Genomic DNA, 20974 nt, shown 5'->3' with positions numbered 1-20974 from the left:
TATCTATCATGAAAATCGGTGTTATTAGTGATACACATGGTTCAGTGGAAATATGGAAAAAAGTTTATCAAAGTTTTTTTTCTGATGCGGATTTCATCATTCATGCAGGCGATGTTTTATACCATGGCCCGCGAAATCCGATTTTAGATGACTATAATCCAGCATCATTGGTTGAAGCTTTAAATGAATGTCCGATTCCACTTCATATCGCAAAGGGCAATTGTGATTCCGAGGTAGATGCAATGGTGCTTAACATGCCTTTACAAGCACCTTATGCTTATCTTGTGATTGACGGAAAAAGGATTTTAGTTACGCATGGTCACTTGTTTAGTGAGAAAGAAAAAATTGCGTTAGCAAAACACCTGAAAGTAGATCTTTTTATTACTGGACATATTCATACAAATGTCTTGGAAAAAATAAATGAGACAATCTTTTTAAATCCAGGTTCACCCTCTATGTCAAAGCGAGCTGATAAGAAATCCACCATTGCGATAATTGAGGCTGATAGGATAAGCATTAAAGATATCGATACAAAAGATACCTTGATGGAGCTTACTTTTTAAATTTTTTTGCTGGGTCGGTATAAACAAGGCTGTTTCAGCAGGAGTTTTACTCCCGCTGAAATCAGACGCGTAATCCAGGGGCTTACGAGGTCTTTACTTCCGCTTAAAGAAGCGGGGGTATGAGACCTCGTTTGCCATCGGATAAAAGTCGGCTCAGCATTTACTTTATAAATGAGGTGGATGAATGAAAAATCATTTAGTGAAAGCTACTGCAAATGGAATTCGTATATTTGCTGCAGTTACGACACAACTAGTTGATGAAGCTAGCAAAAGGCACGCGTGTTATCCTTTAGCAGCAGCAGCTTTAGGAAGAACGATGACGGGGGCTTTGCTCTTAGCAGCAAATTTAAAAACAGAAGAATGTATAACGTTAAAAATACAAGGCGATGGACCACTTGGTAAAATTGTTGCTGATGCAAATGCCGATGGTTTTGTTCGTGGCTACGTGGATTATCCTCAGGTTAACTTACCATTGAAAAATGGCAAGCTTGATGTAGGAGAGGGTGTAGGGCAAGGAACTATCTCTGTGACAAGATTTACGGGATTAAAGCAGCCGTTTACGGGGAGTGCGGAATTAATTACAGGTGAAATTGCTGAAGATATTACACAATATTTAATGGTATCAGAGCAAACTCCTTCTAGTGTTGGATTAGGGGTTTTAGTTAGCCCAGAATTAGACGTACTAGCTGCCGGTGGATTTTTTATTCAGGCTTTGCCTAATATTGAGCCAGAATCTATTGATAAGCTAGAAATGAATTTAAAGAACCTTGACCCTGTATCAAAAATGATAAAAGATGGAATGAACGCAAAAGATATCATTCATGCTGTTTTTAAAGGAATGGAAGTTACGTTCCACACGGAAAGTGAATTACAATTTGCCTGTCAATGTTCGGGAGAGAAAATTGAAGAGGTTTTAATCAGTTTAGGCGAAAGTGAATTAAAAAGTCTCATTGAAGAAGAAAAAGCAGAAATTATATGCCACTTTTGTGGAGAAAAATATGAGTTCTCCAAAGATGATTTAGAAAAAATTCTTTTAAAAATGAAAAAAGTATAAAAATAAGAGGGCTGATTATATCAGTCCTCTTATTTTTATACTAGCTAATTAGATAGCACGTTGAACTTTACCGGAACGTAGGCAACGAGTACAAACATTCACTCTTTTTACCTCACCATTCATTACAGCGCGTACACGTTGAATGTTTGGTTTCCATGTACGTTTAGTTTTTAAATGGGAATGGCTGACGTTAAAACCGCTAGCTTCACCTTTTGCACAAATTTCACAAACACTTGCCATGTATTCCACCTCCTTTTACGAAGGACAAGATCATCCTTATACAATAATATAACTATTCTATCATATCTTTAAAAGGTTTTGCAATCATTTTTTAGAGAAAAAGAGGATTTTCTCTTATTCTGATGAATTCATTGGGATAATGAAGAAACGGTATTTTAAAATAGGTGGGATTTGTTTTGCGATATAATGATTCAATACAAACAATAAAAGGGATAGGGGCCGTTAAAGCTAAATATTTTAGAGCACTTGGAATAAATAATATCGAAGATATTTTAACTTATTATCCTAAGCGATATGAAGATCGAACGGTAATAAAACCAATTAGTCAACTTACTATAGAAAATTTAGAGACAATTATCGGTACGATTACCAATGTGCAAGAAACGATGCCAAGACGTGGACTCAGCATATTGAAGGTTTTAGTGAAAGACTCCTCTGGTGTTATTGAATTGGATTGGTTTAACCAAAAGTTTTTAAAAAGTAAAATGAGTATTGGCTCTAAAATAATTGCAACAGGTAAAATAAGGGCTAGTTACTATCGATTATCGATGAATAATCCAGAGTTTGAAATATTAGATCAAGCAGCTAAGGATTTTGTACCAAATGCAATTTTACCAGTTTATTCCGTAAATGAACGTATTACTCAAAAAAATTTACGCAATACAATGCAGGAAGTTTTAAAAGGGATAAAGGAAGTCCCTGAAAATTTGCCAGTTGAAGTAATAAAAAAATTTTCTTTAGTAGATAAAATAACATCATTGCAAGAAATTCATTTTCCTAAAAATAAAGAGTCTTTATTAATTGCACGTCATCGACTTGTTTTTGAAGAGTTATTTCTTATTCAATGTTTTTTAGTTTATGTAAAAAAAATCAATAGTACCCATCATAAGGGGATAAAACACTTATTAGATAGCAAATTAAGCCAAGCTGTATACAAGATGCTACCATTTTCTTTAACAAAAGATCAGAAAAAAGCTTGGTGTGAAATAAAAGCCGATATGGAAAGAGACATTCCTATGCAACGTTTATTGCAAGGGGATGTTGGATCAGGAAAAACCATTATTGCTATTTTATCATTGGTAAAGACAGTTGAAAATGGGTATCAGGGGGCTTTTATGGTACCAACGGAAATTTTAGCAATGCAGCATTATCAAGTATTAATAGGATTATTATCTCAACATAAGATTAAGGTTGGAATGTTAGTAGGAAGTTTAAAAAAAAATGAAAAGGAAGCTATAGTGTTGGCTTTAGCAAATGGGGACATTGATATTATCGTTGGTACCCATGCCTTAATTCAAGAGAATATTCAATTTAATAATCTTGGCTTGGTAGTGACGGATGAACAGCATAGGTTTGGTGTAAGACAAAGAGCTTTATTACAGGAAAAGGGAATATCTCCTGATATTTTAGTGATGACTGCAACGCCAATTCCTAGGACGATGACATTAACGGTGTATGGGGATTTGGATGTATCCTTAATAAAGGAATTGCCCCCAGGCCGAAAACCTATAAAAAGTTTTTTGCGAACTCCCGATAAAAGAAGTTTAATTTATCAATTTGTTTTGCGTGAAATAGAAAAAGGGCGTCAAGCTTATATTGTTTGTCCATTAATTGAATCATCTGAAAAGATAGATACCGTCTCAGTGACAGATATTTTTGATGAATTGTCATCTAATATATTTAAAGAAGTTAAGTGTGCGCTTTTACATGGTAAATTATCTAAAGATGAGAAAGATACGGTCATGAAAGAGTTTTATTGTGGAAATATTAAAGTTTTAGTATCTACTACCGTCATTGAAGTAGGAGTTAATGTACCGAATGCAAGTGTTATGGTGATTGAAGGTGCAGAAAGATTTGGGTTGTCTCAACTTCATCAGCTGCGTGGCAGAATTGGTAGAGGGGAATATCAATCATATTGTATCTTAATTTCACATAGCAATTCAAAAGATACTTTTGAAAGATTATCTGTTATGGAATCCGTAAGTGATGGTTTTATCTTAGCTGAGGAGGATTTAAAACTTAGAGGTCCTGGGCAATTTTTTGGCATGAGGCAACATGGATTAAATGATTTAAAAATTGCAGACATTTTTTTGGATACGGATACATTATTACAGGCTCGATTAGCGGCTGCTGAGGTCATTAATGATACGGTTTTATTTAATAAATTTGAACCTATATTGAAATCCCATTATAAAGAATATTGGGAGAATATAAATTTTTGCTAAAAAAAGAGGCGGCATGAAAGCCGCCCAATATGGGAGAGGAGAAAATTTACACTACTATTATAACCATTCCGGTATATATAATACCTCACGAGTAATTATTTTTTTTATTTGTAACCATTCATTAAATTTACAAATTTTCAGCCGCATCATTTTGCAATTTCTTGGTGATATATAGACAAATTTCTTTCGTTACGGAATCGTCTGAATGACCAAGTAAGTGGAACACCTGCTTCAGCAAGTAGGGAAGTATGGGTATAGAGAAATGAATGTGGATGAATATTTTTGGACTTTAATTTTTTAGCTAAATTCATCGGATACTATAATTGTTCTTATGGATTTTTTAGCTTTTGGTTCTGTAATTTCATATGACTTATCTTTTTGTTGATATAAATTTTTAGTTGTTGATTTGCTTTTTTGAAAGGAAAATATTTGGACAATTGACGGACCTTTGTTTTATAGTGTATGGCTGTTGACTCGTAGATAAAAGGGGTATGTTCTGTCAGCCACATATCAGCTAGTTTAGAAAATGGAATATTTCAGTCAATATAATTTTCTCCATCATTTAATGCTACTTCTAATTTATGCGCGGCGTCCTATCTGAGATTAGAGAAATGACTACAAAATCTCCAGATGCTTTTTACCCGAGATTAAAGCAAATATTTAGTGAGTGCGGAGTGGCATTTGTGGCATTACCTTATTTGAAAAACTCAGGAATAAATGGAGCTGTTAAATGGCTCAATCCTGATAAAGCGTTGTTGTTAATCAATGATAGAAATAAACATGCGGATGTTTTTGGGTTTGCTTTATTTCATGAAATTAAGCATATATTACAGCAAAAAATTAAAACTATATATTTATCTTTTGATAAGAAAAATTTAGATTTATCATTAGGAAGTAATGATGAATTAAATGAAAAGGAAGCGGATGAATTATATGATAAAGCCATTTAGGCGATCACAATCCATAATTAGTACCTTCTTGCTTTTTGATAGTATATACAAAAATAGTAGAGGTTGTGATGGTCTAATAATTAAAAAACAAGTGGTATTGTATAGCCTGTTCACGTGTTGGACGGCTTTTTCTTATGGAAGATCAGGAATATGTTTTCTTTTGTTGAAGATAGTATTATTTTGGTAAAGGGAGTTGTGGGATTAGTGAGTTATACAAGAAAAATTAGGAGGGAATACTTTGAAGTGGCTTGTCGATGTATCAATGACAAAGCTAATATGCCTAATGTAGCATTTGATTTAAATTTATGGATAGCGAAACACAAATAAAATAGTAAGCCCTGTAGATGAGGCAATTCACAGGGCAAGGCAGATTGCCGCCCCAATAGACGCATTGCGACTGCAAAAAGACACCCCCTCAACAAAACTGGGTAAATGTATTGACTGCCAGCATAAAAACAAAATTTGCAATGATTTTGTTCTTATCACAGTACAATTTACAGCAGGAAGAATAAAGGTCATCATCGTACAGGGATTGACTGTCATCAAGGTATTTATCACCTTGACGATATAAAAACAATTAAGCAAGGAGGTGCCCTATGGGATTTTGCAATAAACTCTTGTATCAAAAATAAAGGAAAACCCACATGAAATTGTGCTAATCGGAATTGGCAATATGACAATATTACCATGCTGTTCTGTAATTACCTGGACCCTGCCGGACTGCTGTGATGACGGGGACTTTGGAAATGAACCACTGCCGGAGCCTTACTATAACTGGAACTCATGGGCAGACCCTTTGGCTTCTAAAATTGCGTTTGCTCCTGTGTGGCGATACACGGGACAAGCCCATTGGAAGTTACTGATGTTTCTTCTGAAAGCGGCAACACGAACAGTTGATAAGGAGCGGTTTTATCACATTCTAAGCACTACTTTGAACAGCCAGTAAGATAGCAAAGCCAGTCGATCTAGGCAACGGTCAAGATGAACGACGCATTTTATGTGCCGCCGTTGACAATCCCCACGTCTTTGCTGATGGGCAATCAAGGCGGGAAAGCTCTAAAACGGCTTTCCCACCCATTTCAATTTTGAGAGAAGAAACACCCCAAAATAGAGTGAACAACGGACAAGCACTTTGACGGTCGCCCGCTGTCCTGCTATTTTTCCGGGGGTATGGCCACAAGTTCAGGACATTTTGTCCCGAAGTCCGGCGGAGGACGATGGACGGGAGTTTTCATAATGATGGAAAGCTCTAGACAGTAGTACAAATGAGTATTGCTGTCTAGAGCTTTTTATTTTATATAAGTTGTTCCTCTTTAGTTTTTGGCAAAATAGCTTCTGCTATTTTTTCGATATTATCAAATCTTGTTATAATAAAATCTATTAAATAGTTTAAATCAAAGTTCCCTTTTTCCCATTCATCTGGAATTTGTGAGATAATAGATAAAATTTCATTTTTGCTAATCGTTTTTATGCGGTTTATATATGGATAAAAATCTTCTTTTGTTAAGAAGTTTCTTAATAGTACCCCGTATAAATGATTTTGATATACAGATACTTGCTTGGTAAGTTTTTTTAAAACTTCGTTATTCCAATGGCTACATTTAAATAGATGAGAATTATCAATTGCATAAATGCGATGACCTAAATGCGAAAATAAAAGATTTTTTCTATTTATTATTCTGTCTGGATTGTGAAAGATATGATCAAATAGTATTACTCCAGCCATTTCCTTAATATTTATAGCCTTTTTTAAATGATCGTGATTAAGATATTCTATATAAGGAATATATTGGGAAGCGAATTGTAAAGAAAAAAAAGATTCATTCATTTTTAATTGGCTTATATCAATTAAATCGCTATGGGGAAAAATTAATTCTAATCTTTCTCCAATAAATTTTCCTAAAAATTCACTAATTAGTATTTGTGCTGGTATGTTTTTCTTATTGGTTTTTACAATATATATATTCCCATCATTGGCCTCACAAAAGAATGGGCAGGTAACGCCAACGCCTACATTACCAAGAACTTTTTTCCCTCTTAACATAGTCGTTTATCTACAACAGCAATGACATTTTGTATCTCCACCAGAAACGGAGGTAATCGCTTCTAAATTTACCACTACGGAGCGAATATTTCTATCAGATATAAATTTATTACAGCCAGGAATGAAAATTTCATCAACAGTAAGAATTGCTAGATCTCTACAAACTTCACTAGGTACGCCTTCAAATAAAAATCCACCTGTGGTAGTAATAGCCACATTGTTTCCGATTAAGCGTTTTAAACTTCTAACTAAACAATCATATTCACGGTCTTGACCTTCTCTTATAATTGGTGTGTCATCATCACAAGATAAAGTACTATAAACAGGATCGCATACAATACCACTACCTTTAGCAATAATACTCCATAAGTCTATTCTAGCAAAATTGACAGTAACTAAACACCCGCCTGGAGTAATAATTTCTACATCAGAAGTTACAGATGTAATTGCTGGAGTTAAAACAGCCATACGACAATCTTCTATTGCTTGTAAACGACCGAAATAAGTAAAGCCATCAGCACCTAATAACAATATATCACTGTTTACTTCCCTTTTTAGGTCGCAAATTAATTCTTCGTTTTTTATTCTACAGTAAAAACTCATAATAAAACCCTCCCAAATAGATTTAGCATGATTTTACTGTACAATATGCAATAACAAGAAATGATGTGCATGATATAAAAATGTTTTTTCAACGTGAATATTTGTATAATTAATTTAATCGTTTTATAACTTTAGGTTGACACTATTGGAACAATTAGTATAAAATGTACATAAATTAAATAGAAGTCCTGCATAGGATGGAGTAGAGGTGCGATTAAATAAGAGTATTTCCATGGAGAAGGGGTTTGATGATATGGATTGAAAGGATTTGTCGCCGAAGTTTCAATATTTCCCAAAATGTTGATTCTGGTTTAACATTGAAAAAATGTTAGATTGTCACCGGATATTGGTGGAGAGCTATCTCATCTAGAATAGGGTCTTGAACCCTAGGAGCTGCCTTATATAGAAAGCTGGTGAGAATGGTCTTATCAGTTTTTTTTGTATATAGTTGACTTTTATTATTAGTTTTAGGAGGGATAAGGTTGATAAAAGTAGTAGTTTGTGGTGCATATGGGAAAATGGGTCGTGCTGTTTTAAATGCAGTACATAATGATAGTGATCTTATGCTTGTAGGTGCAGTAGATGTCATGTCCAAAGGTGATGATATTGGTTCATTGATTGGAATTGATAAAATTGGAATTAATGTAAAAAAAGACTTGCAAGAGGTGCTGACTGAAACCAGCGCAGATGTCGTTGTTGATTTTACGAATCCTAATGTAGTAATGAATAATATTAGAATTATACTTAAAAATAGAGTTTATCCGGTCGTTGGGACTACTGGATTGACAGATGAAAATAAAAAAGAAATAGAGCAACTGTGTAAAGAAAATAATGTGGGGGCATTCATAGCACCAAACTTTGCAATTGGGGCTGTTTTGATGATGAAGTTATCACAGGAAGTCGCAAAATACATGCCGGATGTTGAAATTATAGAATTGCATCATGATCAAAAATTAGATGCACCATCAGGCACTGCGCTACGTACTGCTGAACTTATTAGTGAAGTTCGTGGCATGAGAACACAAGGGCATCCGGATGAAGTAGAAAAAATAAAAGGTGCACGTGGATCTGATTTTGATGGAATACATATTCACAGTGTTCGTTTACCTGGATATGTAGCGCATCAAGAAGTGATTTTCGGGGGATTAGGTCAAACTCTAACGATTAGACATGACTCTATTAATCGAGATTCATTTATGCCAGGTGTTGTCATTGCTTGCAAAAAAGTTGTCAGTTTAGATACACTAGTATGTGGACTAGAAAATATATTAAATTAATTGATTGTTAGGAGTGCAGAATAAATGAAAAAATATAATGTTGCTATTTTAGGTGCTACTGGTGCAGTTGGGCAAGAATTTTTAAGTTTAATTGAAGAACGTAATTTCCCTTTTGCCAATTTAAAATTGTTAGCCTCAAAGCGTTCAGCAGGAAAAGTAATAAAGTTTATGGGCAAAGATTATGTAGTAGAAGAAGCAACAAATGAATCATTTAAGGATGTACAAATTGCTTTATTTGCAGGTGGCTCAGCAAGCACTGTTTTCGCTTCAGCTGCTGTGAAAAGTGGTGCTGTAGTTATTGATAATTCAAGCGCATTTCGAATGGATCCTGAAGTACCATTAGTAGTGCCAGAAGTAAATCCAGAAGCGATAAAGAATCATAAAGGAATTATCGCGAATCCAAATTGTTCGACGATTATTATGACAATGGCATTAAAACCGATTTATGATAAAGTGAAGATTAAAAGAGTTGTTGTATCGACTTATCAGGCTGTGTCTGGTGGTGGCAAAGAAGCAATTGATGAATTAGAACAACAAGTCAAGGCTATTGCTGAAAATCGTCCTGTTGAGGCAAAAATTCTACCTGGAGCAAGTTTAGCGAAACATTATCAGATCGCATTTAATTTAATTCCCCAAATTGATGTCTTTAAAGATAATGGATATACTAAAGAAGAAATGAAAATGATTGATGAAACACACAAGATTTTAGATGATTATGGAATGGGAATTACTGCTACTACAATTAGGGTTCCAGTATATCGTAGTCACGCAGAATCTATTAATTTAGAATTGGAAGATGATCTTAGTATAGATGAAGTTAAGTCAGCTTTATCAAATTTTGAAGGCGTGATTGTGAAAGACAATCCAGATGAAATGGAGTATCCTATGCCTCTTTATACATCAAATCAAGACGAAGTTTTCATCGGACGTATAAGAAAAGATTATTCAATAAAAAATGGTTTAAACTTATGGGTAGTTGGTGATCAAATTCGTAAAGGTGCGGCATTAAATGCTTTGCAAATTGCGGAATATATGATCAAACATAACATGTTTTGAGGTGTGTAGGTATGCGTATTGTTGTGCAAAAATTTGGAGGAACTTCAGTTGCAACTGAAGAAAGCCGAAGTTTTGTATTGGCAAAAGTGCTAAAATTGAAGCTAGAGGGCTTCTTTCCCGTAGTTGTTGTTTCGGCGATGGGACGTAGTGGAGAAAATTATGCAACAGATACGCTGATTCATTTATTAAAAGAAGTAAATGATTGTGTAAATGCACGTGAACTAGATCAAATTATGTGCTGTGGTGAAATGATTTCAGCAGCTGTTATGACAGCGACACTACAAAAGGCTGGTTTAAACACAGTAATGCTAAATGGAAGTCAAGCAGGAATAATAACAGATTCACAGTTTTCTAAAGCTAGAATTCAGAGAATTGATACAACACGTATTTTCCAACTGATTAACAAAGGTAAAATACCTGTGGTGTGTGGATTTCAAGGAGTAAATGAATTTAATGATTTTACAACTTTAGGTCGTGGTGGCAGTGATACAACTGCTGCGGCATTAGGGGTAGCATTACAAGCGGAGCGAATTGAAATTTATACAGATGTAGAGGGGATTATGACTGCAGATCCAAGATTGGTTGATAATACTAAGATTTTAGATAAGGTGAGTTATGATGAAGTTTGTCAGTTAGCATATCAGGGTGCCAAAGTGATTCATCCTCGTGCTGTCGAAATTGCAATGCAAAAGCATATTCCACTTTTAATCAAATCTACTTTTTCTGATGTAGAGGGAACTCTGATTGGTGATTTTATTGATGATGATATTCATGATCGGATTGTAACAGGTATTGCTTATTTAGATGGTTTATCTCAGGTAAAAGTAAGTAATATTATTCAAAGTGAGCAAATGAATTTATTTAGGTTATTAGGGAATGGTGGAATCAGTATTGATTTAATTAATATTTATCCTGATTATATTGTGTTTACAATAAATTCAGGGGCAACCTCACAACTTTTAGAAATTTTAGAGATGTATTCGACAAATATTGAAATAATAAGTTATTGTGCAAAGGTTTCTATCGTTGGTGGTGGAATGCGCGAGGCTTCAGGTGTTATTGCTAGCTTTGTAGAATCTCTGTCTAAGAATAACATTAAAATTCTTCAAACGGTTGATTCACATACGTCTATTTCAGCGCTAATTGCAACATCTGACCTAAAAAATGCAATAACTTTCTTGCATGATAGGTTTATTTTAGAAAAATAATAAAAAGCGAACTATTACAATTTAAATAGTTCGCTTTTTTATATCTAATTGTATTTTATAGATAAAATTGAACATACTACCACCATAGATTTTAGTTAGGAGGTAGTTGATTGAGTGGAAAATCATGATAAAAATAATCAAAAAAACGCTTCAGATAAAAATATAGCAAAAGGTATTGCGAAAAATCCACCATTAGATAATATAAAAGAATTAGGAACACCTGAGATTGCAATTGCAAAATCTAATATTCATGTTATGACAATCATTGGTCAGATTGAAGGGCATATGATCTTATCACCAAATAACAAAACGACTAAATATGAACATATTATGCCTCAGTTAGTGGCGATTGAACAAAATAAAGATATTGAAGGCTTAATGATTTTATTAAATACAGTTGGTGGAGATGTAGAAGCAGGGTTAGCTATTGCTGAAATGATTGCAAGTTTATCCAAGCCCTCTGTTTCAGTTGTTTTAGGAGGAGGCCATAGTATAGGCGTGCCAGTTGCTGTATCGGCTAATTATTCTTATATTGTAGAAAGTGCGACTATGACAATTCATCCTATTCGGTTAAACGGAATGGTGATTGGGGCGCAAAGCTCATTTGACTACCTTGAAAAAATGCAAGAACGTGTTAATAATTTTGTTGTAGCTCATTCAAAGATTAAAAGTAATTGTTGGAAGGATTTGCTTTATAAAACAGGCGAATTATCAAGAGATATTGGAACTTCAGTAGGAGGAAAAGATGCAGTTAAATATGGATTAATTAATGAAATTGGCGGAGTATCACAAGCAATGAATAAGTTGCAAGAAATGATTCAATTAAATAAAAGCAGCAAGGTGATGAAGCAGTAATGGTTATGTGGACAATAGTTCCAGACATGTTTTTATTCTCTAAGGATGATCCGAAATTTCTAGAAAATGAATATAACGAAATTGAATTTTCAAATAAAATTCTAGTAACAAGAAAATTAAATGAAAAGCAATATGAAATTGTTAGAATAATTACAACTGATCCTAGGGATTATCTAAATGAAAAAATACAACCAGGATCAATTATCAATAGCAATCTATTTTAAAACATTTTGCGCAAAGCATTATTTTTGAATAGATTTCCTTGCTCAATGTATCGGCGTACCATTTTTTCAGATTTATGTCTAGTTTGTTGCATAATAGTCCGTTCATCTACATTATGTTGGGCAGCACTACTTGCAAAACCCCGTCGTAAGCTATGCCCCGCAAAATCCCTGGAGTCAAATCCGAGTAATTCCATATATTTTTTTACTAATAATGCTACAGATTTATCTGAAAGATGAGTGTTTTTTAGCTGGCGTTTTTTTGTGAAAGGGCGAAAAATAGGGCCTGTATGGATATGGCTTTTCTCTATCCATTTTTGCAAAGCTGTGACAGCACAGATATTTCTATCAGAAGCATACGGAATTGCTAAATATTCGCCTTCGCCAAGCTGATCAGCTTTGGAATTTTTTAATAAAATAATTAAACCTTCTCTGGTGAAAGTCAAATCTTCATATTGAATGTTTACTAGTTCTGAGCGACGAAAAGCACCGGAAAACCCTAATAAAATTAATGCTTTATCTCTACATTGAATAATATCTTCGGTGTTAAATAACATGGATAATTCAATAATATCTTCAACTAAAATAGGAGCTTTGCCTTGCTGCATAGTTCCTTTTTCTCTTTTTATTGCTTGTAGTGCATTTTTAACTAAATTAGATTTTACAGGATTATTTTCAATGAAGCCGGCAGCTTTATGGTTTTCAGAAATGGCAGTTAATCGACGAGATATAGTATTGGATTTTGCATGATCGGCTAAATCATTAATATAATTTACAATAGTCTCTTCTGTAGCACCTAATGCATCTACATTATGATATTTACACCATTGATAAAAATCCCGCCAATCACTTTCATATGCTGATAAAGTGTTTTTTGCTAAAACACTTTGCATACGGTTTTTACTTTTCTGAGATAAGTTTTTATTGTTTAAAATGCTAGAATTATCTTTTAGAAAAAAATTGTCATTCATTAAATAGCCTCATTTATATAAAATAATATAAAAAAATATATATTTCTATTTGATTTTTATATGATCCATATTGTGGATAAATGTATAATTGATTGAACAAAGAGATTATTTATATTCAATAAAAAATCTTTATGCTATAAAATAGTATAGCATAAATTAATATATTTTTTAATATTATAATTTAATAAACTTTCTAGAGATAAAGGGGGGCGAGTTTTGATAATAAGTTTGCGTATTTCTAAAATGAAAAAGATTGTATTAGCTTTAAGTGTGCTATTTTTCTTATCTGCATTACCTTTTTCTCATAAATTCTTAGTTGAAAATAGTAGTAATAAGGAGCCAATTTTCCACGGTGATACAACAAAACAAAGAGTGGCCTTTGGGTGTAATGTTTTTTGGGGAGAAGAATATATACCAAAAATGTTAGAAGTCTTAGAATCTCATAATGTACATATTACTTTTTTTATTGGCGGAACTTGGGCGAAGAAAAATCCAGATATGCTTAAATTGATTGCATCTAAAGGACATGAAATTGCGAATCATTCGTATAGTCATCCGCATCCTAATAATTTAAATAAAGAAAAAAATAAAGAAGAAATTCAAAAGGCTGAAGATATTATCAATGAAATAACACAAGTAAAAACCAAATTATATGCACCACCATATGGAGAATATAACAATACAGTAATTAATGCAGCGGAAGAACTTGGTTATCCGCTAATGATGTGGACAGTAGATACCGTAGATTGGAAGAGACCTCCTCCTTCGGTTATAAAGAATCGTGTAATGAAAAAACTCTCAAATGGCGCATTAATTTTAATGCATCCTACAGAACCAACTGTCCAGGCGTTGCCGGAGCTTATTGAAGAAATACTAGCCCAAGGATATAATATAGAGCCAATATCAGATATCTTATAAGAAATAAAAGTGCTTAATTTACATAATATTCTTATTGAAAAAAAACACTAATTAAGATATACTTTCTAATGTCTTTAAAAATAAAAAATTAGAAAGTTAGAGAAATGAAAAAAATATATTATATCTTAATTGTTTGTTTTATTGCATCGAATTTTGGATTAAATGATGTATATGCTTCTTCTCTAAATAATGAAAATATAAATCAAGCTAAAGTACAAATATCAAGTTTTTTAGAGAAAGTAGCAAAAACGTTTTTGGAAAATTTAAAGAAAGAATATTTAAATAGTGATGTTAAATTAAATGAAAAAAATGAGAGCTTAGCTGGTAAGAAAATACTAATTGATCCTGGACATGGAGGAACAAATCCCGGTGCTGTATCTTATGGCTTTCGAGAAGTCGATAATAACTTAGCAGTCTCATTAAAGTTGAAAACTTTATTAGAAAAACAAGGAGCAAATGTTCTCTTAACTAGGTATGAAGATGAGAATATAGCAGAGCGAGGAAGCTCTTTGCGTGAAGAATTACAAGCTAGAGTAGATATTAGTCGTGAGTACCAACCAGATATTTTTGTAAGTATTCATACGAATTCAAATGAAAATCCAAATATTCAAGGGGCAATGACTTTTTACTATGATGAAGAGTCAAAAAAATTAGCTAATTCTATCCAAACTGGCTTGATTAATTCTATCAAAGCTACAGACAAAGGAATTGCTAAAGAGAATTTTTATGTTTTACGAAACTCAGAAATTCCTGCTGTTTTAGTGGAAATGGGCTTTATTACAAATAAAAATGAGGCAGAAAAGCTAAGCTCAGATAATTATCGTGACTTAATCGCACAAGGTATTAGTAAAGGCATCTCGGAGTATTTCTCAAAATAAAATGTGCTTGTAAAGGACGTCGATCCTTTACAAGCACATTTTTGTTTATATCATATCATTTTTATTTGAAACAGAAAAAATAAATCCAAGATTTTCTTTATATTTAAATACATACTTTATATTTCCACGAATAGTTTCTGCATTTATGCTTTTTAAATCTTTTACAGTTTCATTAAAGCCTAAATCACGTAAAATTTCCTTTCGGTCATTGATAGATAGATCGGAACTAAATGTATCAATAATAATTCCCATCGCCCCTATCAGTTTTACGTTATCTTCTTGTATTGAGCTTGGCTGCCCTATTAATGTTATTTGGCGTAAATGATTGCTTTGTGAATTTACTTTTTCAATCAATAAAAGCTTATCTGAAAGTGCATAATGATAGGTATCTTCACTGCCAGTCTTTTTTTCAACAGTTCCAATAGACAAATTAATTTTTTCTGCATAATCGTTATCATTAAACTGATTTTTAAACTGTATGTATGATATACCAAGATCGTTTGAAGGGTGAGTGGAATGATTGCCATTCATAGAGCTTTGAAAATTCATTGCTAGCATCCCGCAGATAAAGATTACAGCAACAGCAATTATGATAAAAATAATATAACTACGTTTTTTTACGGGCTTTTTTTCTTTCTTTTCTGCTAGTATTCGACCACAATTTGCACACAGGTGCGCATTTTCTGGTACTTGGTAATCGCAATATTTACATTTCATTTTTAACATCATCCTTATTTATAATATTTTAATCATTATTATAACAAATTCTTTATTATTTTGCTTTAGTTATATAGTATATATTTTTTATAACTTTGTGATATAATAATAGATAACTTTGGTGAGGGAACAGAGGCTATTAGCAGCCTCTGTTATTTCTTCATAATGGAGGCGATACTTATGGACGATATATATGGAGATACTGATGGAATAAAAAAGAGCATTTTAGATAATTTAAAAACTCTTTATCAAATGACAATTCCTTCTTATCAAATTATTACTGCTGATTTGGCAAGAAGTTTATTAGATTTTACAAGGCAATTAAATAAAGAAATTGCCATTTATGTGAACAGACGTGGCAACATTATTAAAATTGCAATTGGTGGCATAAAAAATGTAAGTTTACCTGAAATCCGTGTTTCGAATCGCAAATTAAGTGGAGTTAGATGTATCCACACGCACCCTAATGGTGAATCTGATTTAAGTAGCCATGATATATCTGCTTTAAAACATTTGAAATTTGATGTTATGGCAGCTATAGCGGATGATTCACAGAATAATATTATAGTTTCTATTGCATTTTTGACGGGAGAATGTGAAGAAAGAGATTCTTTTATAGTAGAAGAAATAAAAAGCTTGTCGATTTCAGCTATTGAACGATTAGACTTAAAGTATTTAATTACAATTATTGATAATCGCCTTCTAAATCAATCTAATTTAATCGACTTAAATTTTTCGGAACGAGCAATTTTAGTTGGATTAGAGACAAAAAATAAAAAGATGCATTGGAGTATTAATGATTCATTACATGAACTAAGTCAGTTAGCTGAGACTGCTGGTGCAGACGTTATATCTCAAATTCAGCAGAAGAGAGATTTGCCGGATAGCGCATTGTTTTTAGGAAAAGGGAAAATAGAGGAGTTGCTATTATTAATTCAAGATATACAAGCAACTCTTGTTATCTTTGACGATGAGTTATCACCATCACAACAAAGAAATATTGAAAATATATTAAATATAAAGGTTTTAGATCGGACAGCGTTAATTTTGGACATATTTGCACAAAGAGCACGTTCCTTTGAAGGAAAGTTGCAAGTTGAGTTAGCACAAATGCAATACCGCTTACCTAGAATAGGGGGGCAGGGACTCATTTTGTCCAGACTTGGCGGGGGAATAGGAACTAGAGGCCCCGGGGAGACGAAACTTGAAGTTGACAAAAGAAAAATTCGCAGTCGAATTACAGAGATTGAGCGGCAAATTAGCTTAATAAAAAAACAGCGTTCGTTACAAAGAGAAAATCGTTCCAAGAGCAATACGCCTACAGTTGCTTTAGTGGGGTATACAAACGCAGGAAAATCAACTCTTTTAAATTTGTTAACGAATGCTAATGTATTTGCAGAAAATAAACTTTTTGCGACGTTAGATCCTACTACTAGAAAATTGAATTTAGCGAATGTGAAAACAGTACTTTTAACAGATACGGTAGGATTTATTCAAAAGCTACCACATCAATTGATTTCTGCTTTTAGGGCCACATTAGAAGAGGTTCAAGAGGCTGATTTATTGTTACATGTTGTTGATTGTAGTCATCCTAATTATTTAGAGCAAATAAATTCGGTTATGTCTGTTTTAAGTGAATTAAATGTTGATGATAAGCCCATGATTTTGGTATACAATAAATGTGATAAATTGTCGAGTATACCAACTTATCCAAAAGAAAATGAATTATATATTTCGGCTAAAAATCGTATTGGAATAGATTCTTTATTAAAGCAAATTGAAGAGTTTTTTCTACAACAACATCTTGAACTTGAGTTGTTAATTCCATATAATGAAAGCGCATTAATTTCACAATTACATGAAATAGCAGTTGTACAAAAAATTGAATATGTTGAATTAGGAAACTTAGTACAAGTTTCTATTCCTAGTGAGTATTTAGCAAAGTATGAGAAGTATAAAAACATATAGTATAGTAAGTGAGGTCTAAATAATTTATGTATCCATTTTCAGAAAAAATTTTATTAACGAAACAACAATCCCTAATAGCATGTCGATCTTATTTTGAACGCGTTGAAGAAATTGCAGAAAAAAATACATTGAAAGTTCTAAATACATTACGTAAGCACAAAATTGCTGAGCATCATTTTCACACTACATCAGGCTATGCTTATAGTGATGCTGGAAGAGAAAAATTAGAACTTGTATGGGCTGATATATGCGGCGCAGAAAAGGCATTAGTTAGAACTCAATTTGTATCCGGAACTCATGCATTAGCATCTGTTTTATTTGGAATATTGCGTCCAGGAGATGAGTTGCTATCCATAACGGGAACTCCATATGATACTATGCAAACGGTTATTGGATATCATGAGGAATCGGCAGGATCATTAAAAGAATTTGGAATTTCATATAATGAAGTTCCAATAAAAAATGATAAAGTGGATTTAGAGGCTGTAAAAAAAGCAATTCATTCGAATACAAAGATGGTATTAATTCAAAGATCAAGAGGATATAGTTTACGAGCACCACTAACAATTGATGATATTGAAAAAATATGTACGTTTGTAAAATCAATTAAACATGATTGCATATGTTTTGTTGATAATTGTTATGGCGAGTTTGTTGATATAAGTGAACCAACCGCAGTTGGAGCAGATATTATAGCAGGGTCACTAATTAAAAATCCTGGTGGTGGTATTGCACCAACAGGAGGATATGTTGCGGGAAAAGCTGAATTAGTAGATTTAGTGTCTTATCGTTTAACTGCACCAGGAATCGGTAGTGAGTTAGGTGCATCATTAGTAGATAATAGATTACTTTTCCAAGGTCTATTTTTGGCTCCGCATGTTGTTGCCCAGGCAATAAAAGGCGCAATTTTTGCTGCTGAATTTTTTACTAAGTTAGGATATTATACATTGCCAGAAACAAGTGCGATTCGTAGCGATATTATTCAAGCAATTCAATTAAATAATAAAGAAAAAATGATAGCGTTCTGTCAAGGTTTGCAGAGATTTTCACCAGTAGATGCACATGTGAGTCCGGAACCTTGGGATATGCCAGGCTATTCTGATCAAGTAATTATGGCTGCTGGGACTTTTGTGCAAGGTGCGTCTATCGAATTAAGTGCTGATGGACCGATGCGAGCTCCGTATATTGTATATTTGCAAGGTGGTCTTACATTTGAGCACAGTATTATTGGAATAATGGGTGCTGCTCAAGCAATAGAAGATATACATAATAGTTAAAATAGTTAAAAAATTACATAGATTTGGATGAATTTTCATATTAGTTCCGATAATGATAAATTATACTTAAAAATGCCTGCAATCCTTTTAACAATAGGGGTTGCAGGCATTTTTTTATTTTATTTTCCCACACCTTTCCCACGAAATAAAATTTTGTGGGAAAACTAACCGACGTAAAAGTTGTTTTTACTTTTTACTATAGCATCTTCGCGCATTTTCTTCGTAACATGCATATAGGTATTAACTGTTGTCACAATAGAAGCATGTCCTAGATGTTTTGATACATATTCGATAGGAACGCCACTTTCAAGTAAAATTGTTGCATGTGTATGTCTTAGGCTGTGGAACGATTTATCATCCATACCGTTATTCTTACACCATTTATTGAAAAAACGTATATCATTTGAGGTAAGTGGTTTTCCGGATGATTGAATACACACGAATGATTCTTTATTATCGTCACAATAAAACTGTCCATATCGAAGTTTATTTTCTTTTGTTTTTAAAAAATGCTTTTTAATGATATTAGCGAGCTTTTCATCATAATGGACATCTCGAATAGACTTTTTGTTTTTAGGGATGACGAGTTTTCTATAAGGGGTTCCTTTTATGGTTTGAGGTAGCATTTCATCTTTTGGCTTTTTATCGACCAACGTCCAACGAACTTCTATAATACGATCTTCATTATTAATATGATTGGCTTTAAGGGCAAGACATTCGCCAACACGCATACCGGTATAATAGGATAATGCGATAGGGAAAAACAAATCTGTATCAGGGGTAAAGTAATTAAATATTTTAGATATTTCTTCGTTCGTAAATGCGAGATTTGCTGTTTTGATATCTTCAGCTTGATTAAATGATGGCATTGTGATAAATTTTGCAGGATTATCTAGCCTGTATTGATATGGCTGTACTGCTGCATTTAATGATTTTTTCAATATAGCAATATAAGTGTTGAGTGTGCTTTTTGAATAACCATTTTCTTTTCGTTCATCAATAAAGTTCTGCAATAGAATAGGGGAGAGACTTTTAATTTTATATTTACCAAGTTCGGGACCTATATGATTTCGAATTGCACTTTCATATGAAATATATGTATTATCTTTTATATTTTTCTTAATTTCAAGAAGCCAATCTTGAAGAAAATCCATATATGATATCTCGCTCGGTTCAAAAAAGTTGCCTGTTTCATCAAGTTGTCGTAATACTTTCCGCATTACGGTTTCGGCTTCTTTTTTTGTTCGTCCACCATAACGTTCAATCTGGTTTCTTTCATCTTTTACTTTCCCTAAATCAATTCTGTAATACCACGAGTTTCCTTTTTTGCGTACTGATCCACGCATGGTAATCATCCTTTCGTACATATGTTCTATTTAATGAGTAAAAATATAATACAGTCCATGGATAGGAGCTGTATTATATTGATCTATTTTGTTATGGGTTAGTCCCAGTACCAATAACAAAGTTATTATAATCGCCAGACGATGTATTTTTATAAATACGTTGAATTATTACAAATTTCCCTTCATCTTTAGGGAAACTAGTTTTTAGTAATTCGCTTTCTCCAACTGTAATATATCTAACGTTCCCGTCGTTGAATTGATCTTCGCTATACTCTTTGATAATTTTCATGTCTTTAGGAAGAAAATCTTTGATTTTTTCAATGGATAACTTATCAGAGGAATCTATTTTTACAGTTACATGATAAGCTATATCTTCTATGGGAATAATGCTGATTTTGTCAGAAGCAAAACTGACCAAGGTATCATCTATTTTTTTCATCTTTCCATATGTATTTTCAAAGTCTGTTAATTTGTCACCAAGCCCAGCTTTATTACATATTGTGTTGCTTTCCTTTGTCTGACCACAAGCAGTAGCGAAAGCAAGAGAAATGATAAGTAATAAGACAAGTAGTGCTCTTTGATAGAATTTTTTATTTTCCATTA

Annotated in this window: 21 protein-coding genes and 1 riboswitch; of the genes, 14 read left to right on the top strand and 7 right to left on the bottom strand. The window is 33.1% G+C overall.

What is annotated here, in order from left to right:
- Positions 1–8 precede the first annotated feature (8 nt).
- Positions 9–563 (top strand): phosphodiesterase, encoded by a 555-nt coding sequence (gene yfcE / locus ACWZFG_RS03560; protein WP_418627020.1) that lies wholly within the window; start codon positions 9–11, stop codon positions 561–563.
- Between the two features lie 184 nt (positions 564–747).
- On the top strand, positions 748–1617 hold the full coding sequence (gene hslO, locus ACWZFG_RS03555; protein ID WP_455577103.1) for an Hsp33 family molecular chaperone HslO: 870 nt from the start codon (positions 748–750) through the stop codon (positions 1615–1617).
- 48 nt (positions 1618–1665) lie between these two features.
- Here the strand turns inward: hslO and rpmB are convergent, their stop codons facing one another.
- Positions 1666–1857 carry a 50S ribosomal protein L28 gene (gene rpmB, locus ACWZFG_RS03550; protein ID WP_147668619.1) on the bottom strand — a complete coding sequence of 64 codons (192 nt, stop codon included), beginning with the start codon at positions 1855–1857 and terminating at the stop codon, positions 1666–1668.
- A 176-nt stretch (positions 1858–2033) separates the two neighbouring features.
- Between rpmB and recG the strand changes: the two genes are divergently transcribed.
- The 3 genes from recG (at position 2034) to ACWZFG_RS03535 (ending at position 5603) form a co-directional block, all read left to right on the top strand.
- Entirely contained in the window at positions 2034–4082 is a 2049-nt protein-coding gene (gene recG, locus ACWZFG_RS03545; protein WP_177503069.1) for an ATP-dependent DNA helicase RecG, read from the top strand.
- Positions 4083–4693: 611 nt separating this feature from the next.
- Complete coding sequence (locus ACWZFG_RS03540) at positions 4694–5032, top strand: hypothetical protein (RefSeq protein WP_177503303.1); 339 nt, start codon at positions 4694–4696, stop codon at positions 5030–5032.
- A gap of 328 nt (positions 5033–5360) precedes the next feature.
- Positions 5361–5603, top strand: a complete 243-nt coding sequence (locus ACWZFG_RS03535) for an LUD domain-containing protein (protein WP_455577130.1) — start codon at positions 5361–5363, stop codon at positions 5601–5603.
- 723 nt (positions 5604–6326) lie between these two features.
- Here ACWZFG_RS03535 and ACWZFG_RS03530 read toward each other — a convergent pair.
- Positions 6327–7076, bottom strand: a complete 750-nt coding sequence (locus tag ACWZFG_RS03530) for a HipA family kinase (RefSeq protein ID WP_177503305.1) — start codon at positions 7074–7076, stop codon at positions 6327–6329.
- Between the two features lie 6 nt (positions 7077–7082).
- Positions 7083–7679, bottom strand: a complete 597-nt coding sequence (locus tag ACWZFG_RS03525; protein WP_177503307.1) for a hypothetical protein — start codon at positions 7677–7679, stop codon at positions 7083–7085.
- 195 nt (positions 7680–7874) lie between these two features.
- Positions 7875–8047: riboswitch (Lysine riboswitch) on the top strand.
- Between the two features lie 114 nt (positions 8048–8161).
- On the opposite strand from ACWZFG_RS03525, the gene dapB reads away from it, so the two are divergent.
- From dapB to ACWZFG_RS03500, 5 genes are all read left to right on the top strand, one after another.
- Positions 8162–8956: a 4-hydroxy-tetrahydrodipicolinate reductase gene (gene dapB / locus ACWZFG_RS03520; protein WP_455577102.1), complete on the top strand. Its 795-nt coding sequence runs from the start codon at positions 8162–8164 to the stop codon at positions 8954–8956.
- Positions 8957–8980: 24 nt separating this feature from the next.
- The gene (locus tag ACWZFG_RS03515; protein ID WP_177503315.1) at positions 8981–10012 is read left to right on the top strand and encodes an aspartate-semialdehyde dehydrogenase; all 1032 of its coding nucleotides are present in this window, start codon (positions 8981–8983) and stop codon (positions 10010–10012) included.
- 11 nt (positions 10013–10023) lie between these two features.
- Positions 10024–11220 (top strand): aspartate kinase, encoded by a 1197-nt coding sequence (dapG, locus tag ACWZFG_RS03510; RefSeq protein WP_177503319.1) that lies wholly within the window; start codon positions 10024–10026, stop codon positions 11218–11220.
- A 114-nt stretch (positions 11221–11334) separates the two neighbouring features.
- Positions 11335–12075, top strand: a complete 741-nt coding sequence (locus tag ACWZFG_RS03505; RefSeq protein WP_455577101.1) for a ClpP family protease — start codon at positions 11335–11337, stop codon at positions 12073–12075.
- Positions 12076–12080: 5 nt separating this feature from the next.
- A complete protein-coding gene (locus tag ACWZFG_RS03500; protein ID WP_455577100.1) occupies positions 12081–12299 on the top strand; it encodes a YlzJ-like family protein in 219 nt (72 codons plus the stop codon).
- On the opposite strand, the gene ACWZFG_RS03495 is transcribed toward ACWZFG_RS03500, so the two are convergent.
- Positions 12296–13267, bottom strand: a complete 972-nt coding sequence (locus ACWZFG_RS03495) for a tyrosine-type recombinase/integrase (RefSeq protein ID WP_177503323.1) — start codon at positions 13265–13267, stop codon at positions 12296–12298. The genes ACWZFG_RS03500 and ACWZFG_RS03495 overlap by 4 nt on opposite strands.
- A 243-nt stretch (positions 13268–13510) precedes the next feature.
- On the opposite strand from ACWZFG_RS03495, the gene ACWZFG_RS03490 reads away from it, so the two are divergent.
- Together ACWZFG_RS03490 and ACWZFG_RS03485 are read left to right on the top strand one after the other, a co-directional pair.
- Positions 13511–14185 carry a polysaccharide deacetylase family protein gene (locus ACWZFG_RS03490; protein ID WP_177503370.1) on the top strand — a complete coding sequence of 225 codons (675 nt, stop codon included), beginning with the start codon at positions 13511–13513 and terminating at the stop codon, positions 14183–14185.
- A 104-nt stretch (positions 14186–14289) separates the two neighbouring features.
- Entirely contained in the window at positions 14290–15063 is a 774-nt protein-coding gene (locus tag ACWZFG_RS03485; protein ID WP_177503325.1) for an N-acetylmuramoyl-L-alanine amidase family protein, read from the top strand.
- 45 nt (positions 15064–15108) lie between these two features.
- On the opposite strand, the gene ACWZFG_RS03480 is transcribed toward ACWZFG_RS03485, so the two are convergent.
- The gene (locus ACWZFG_RS03480) at positions 15109–15780 is read right to left on the bottom strand and encodes a hypothetical protein (protein ID WP_177503328.1); all 672 of its coding nucleotides are present in this window, start codon (positions 15778–15780) and stop codon (positions 15109–15111) included.
- A 180-nt stretch (positions 15781–15960) separates the two neighbouring features.
- On the opposite strand from ACWZFG_RS03480, the gene hflX reads away from it, so the two are divergent.
- A complete protein-coding gene (gene hflX / locus ACWZFG_RS03475; RefSeq protein WP_177503336.1) occupies positions 15961–17748 on the top strand; it encodes a GTPase HflX in 1788 nt (595 codons plus the stop codon).
- A 26-nt stretch (positions 17749–17774) separates the two neighbouring features.
- Entirely contained in the window at positions 17775–19025 is a 1251-nt protein-coding gene (locus tag ACWZFG_RS03470; protein ID WP_418626716.1) for a methionine gamma-lyase family protein, read from the top strand.
- Between the two features lie 164 nt (positions 19026–19189).
- Here ACWZFG_RS03470 and ACWZFG_RS03465 read toward each other — a convergent pair whose 3' ends face one another.
- Together ACWZFG_RS03465 and ACWZFG_RS03460 are read right to left on the bottom strand one after the other, a co-directional pair.
- A complete protein-coding gene (locus ACWZFG_RS03465; RefSeq protein WP_455577099.1) occupies positions 19190–20371 on the bottom strand; it encodes a tyrosine-type recombinase/integrase in 1182 nt (393 codons plus the stop codon).
- A gap of 91 nt (positions 20372–20462) precedes the next feature.
- Positions 20463–20972 (bottom strand): hypothetical protein, encoded by a 510-nt coding sequence (locus ACWZFG_RS03460; protein WP_455577098.1) that lies wholly within the window; start codon positions 20970–20972, stop codon positions 20463–20465.
- Positions 20973–20974 lie beyond the last annotated feature (2 nt).

Source organism: Anaerosinus sp., assembly GCF_965318445.1.
This window is presented reverse-complemented; position numbering and strand designations above follow the sequence as displayed.

Bases quoted from the DNA above. Each gene is read 5' to 3' on its own strand.
- ACWZFG_RS03530 (WP_177503305.1), bottom strand. From the start codon at position 7,076: ATGTTAAGAGGGAAAAAAGTTCTTGGTAATGTAGGCGTTGGCGTTACC.
- ACWZFG_RS03525 (WP_177503307.1), bottom strand. From the start codon at position 7,679: ATGAGTTTTTACTGTAGAATAAAAAACGAAGAATTAATTTGCGACCTA.
- ACWZFG_RS03490 (WP_177503370.1), top strand. From the start codon at position 13,511: ATGAAAAAGATTGTATTAGCTTTAAGTGTGCTATTTTTCTTATCTGCA.
- yfcE (WP_418627020.1), top strand. From the start codon at position 9: ATGAAAATCGGTGTTATTAGTGATACACATGGTTCAGTGGAAATATGG.
- ACWZFG_RS03485 (WP_177503325.1), top strand. From the start codon at position 14,290: ATGAAAAAAATATATTATATCTTAATTGTTTGTTTTATTGCATCGAAT.
- ACWZFG_RS03515 (WP_177503315.1), top strand. From the start codon at position 8,981: ATGAAAAAATATAATGTTGCTATTTTAGGTGCTACTGGTGCAGTTGGG.
- hflX (WP_177503336.1), top strand. From the start codon at position 15,961: ATGGACGATATATATGGAGATACTGATGGAATAAAAAAGAGCATTTTA.
- dapG (WP_177503319.1), top strand. From the start codon at position 10,024: ATGCGTATTGTTGTGCAAAAATTTGGAGGAACTTCAGTTGCAACTGAA.
- hslO (WP_455577103.1), top strand. From the start codon at position 748: ATGAAAAATCATTTAGTGAAAGCTACTGCAAATGGAATTCGTATATTT.
- ACWZFG_RS03465 (WP_455577099.1), bottom strand. From the start codon at position 20,371: ATGCGTGGATCAGTACGCAAAAAAGGAAACTCGTGGTATTACAGAATT.
- ACWZFG_RS03480 (WP_177503328.1), bottom strand. From the start codon at position 15,780: ATGAAATGTAAATATTGCGATTACCAAGTACCAGAAAATGCGCACCTG.
- ACWZFG_RS03470 (WP_418626716.1), top strand. From the start codon at position 17,775: ATGTATCCATTTTCAGAAAAAATTTTATTAACGAAACAACAATCCCTA.
- ACWZFG_RS03540 (WP_177503303.1), top strand. From the start codon at position 4,694: ATGACTACAAAATCTCCAGATGCTTTTTACCCGAGATTAAAGCAAATA.
- rpmB (WP_147668619.1), bottom strand. From the start codon at position 1,857: ATGGCAAGTGTTTGTGAAATTTGTGCAAAAGGTGAAGCTAGCGGTTTT.
- ACWZFG_RS03460 (WP_455577098.1), bottom strand. From the start codon at position 20,972: ATGGAAAATAAAAAATTCTATCAAAGAGCACTACTTGTCTTATTACTT.
- ACWZFG_RS03500 (WP_455577100.1), top strand. From the start codon at position 12,081: ATGTGGACAATAGTTCCAGACATGTTTTTATTCTCTAAGGATGATCCG.
- ACWZFG_RS03495 (WP_177503323.1), bottom strand. From the start codon at position 13,267: ATGAATGACAATTTTTTTCTAAAAGATAATTCTAGCATTTTAAACAAT.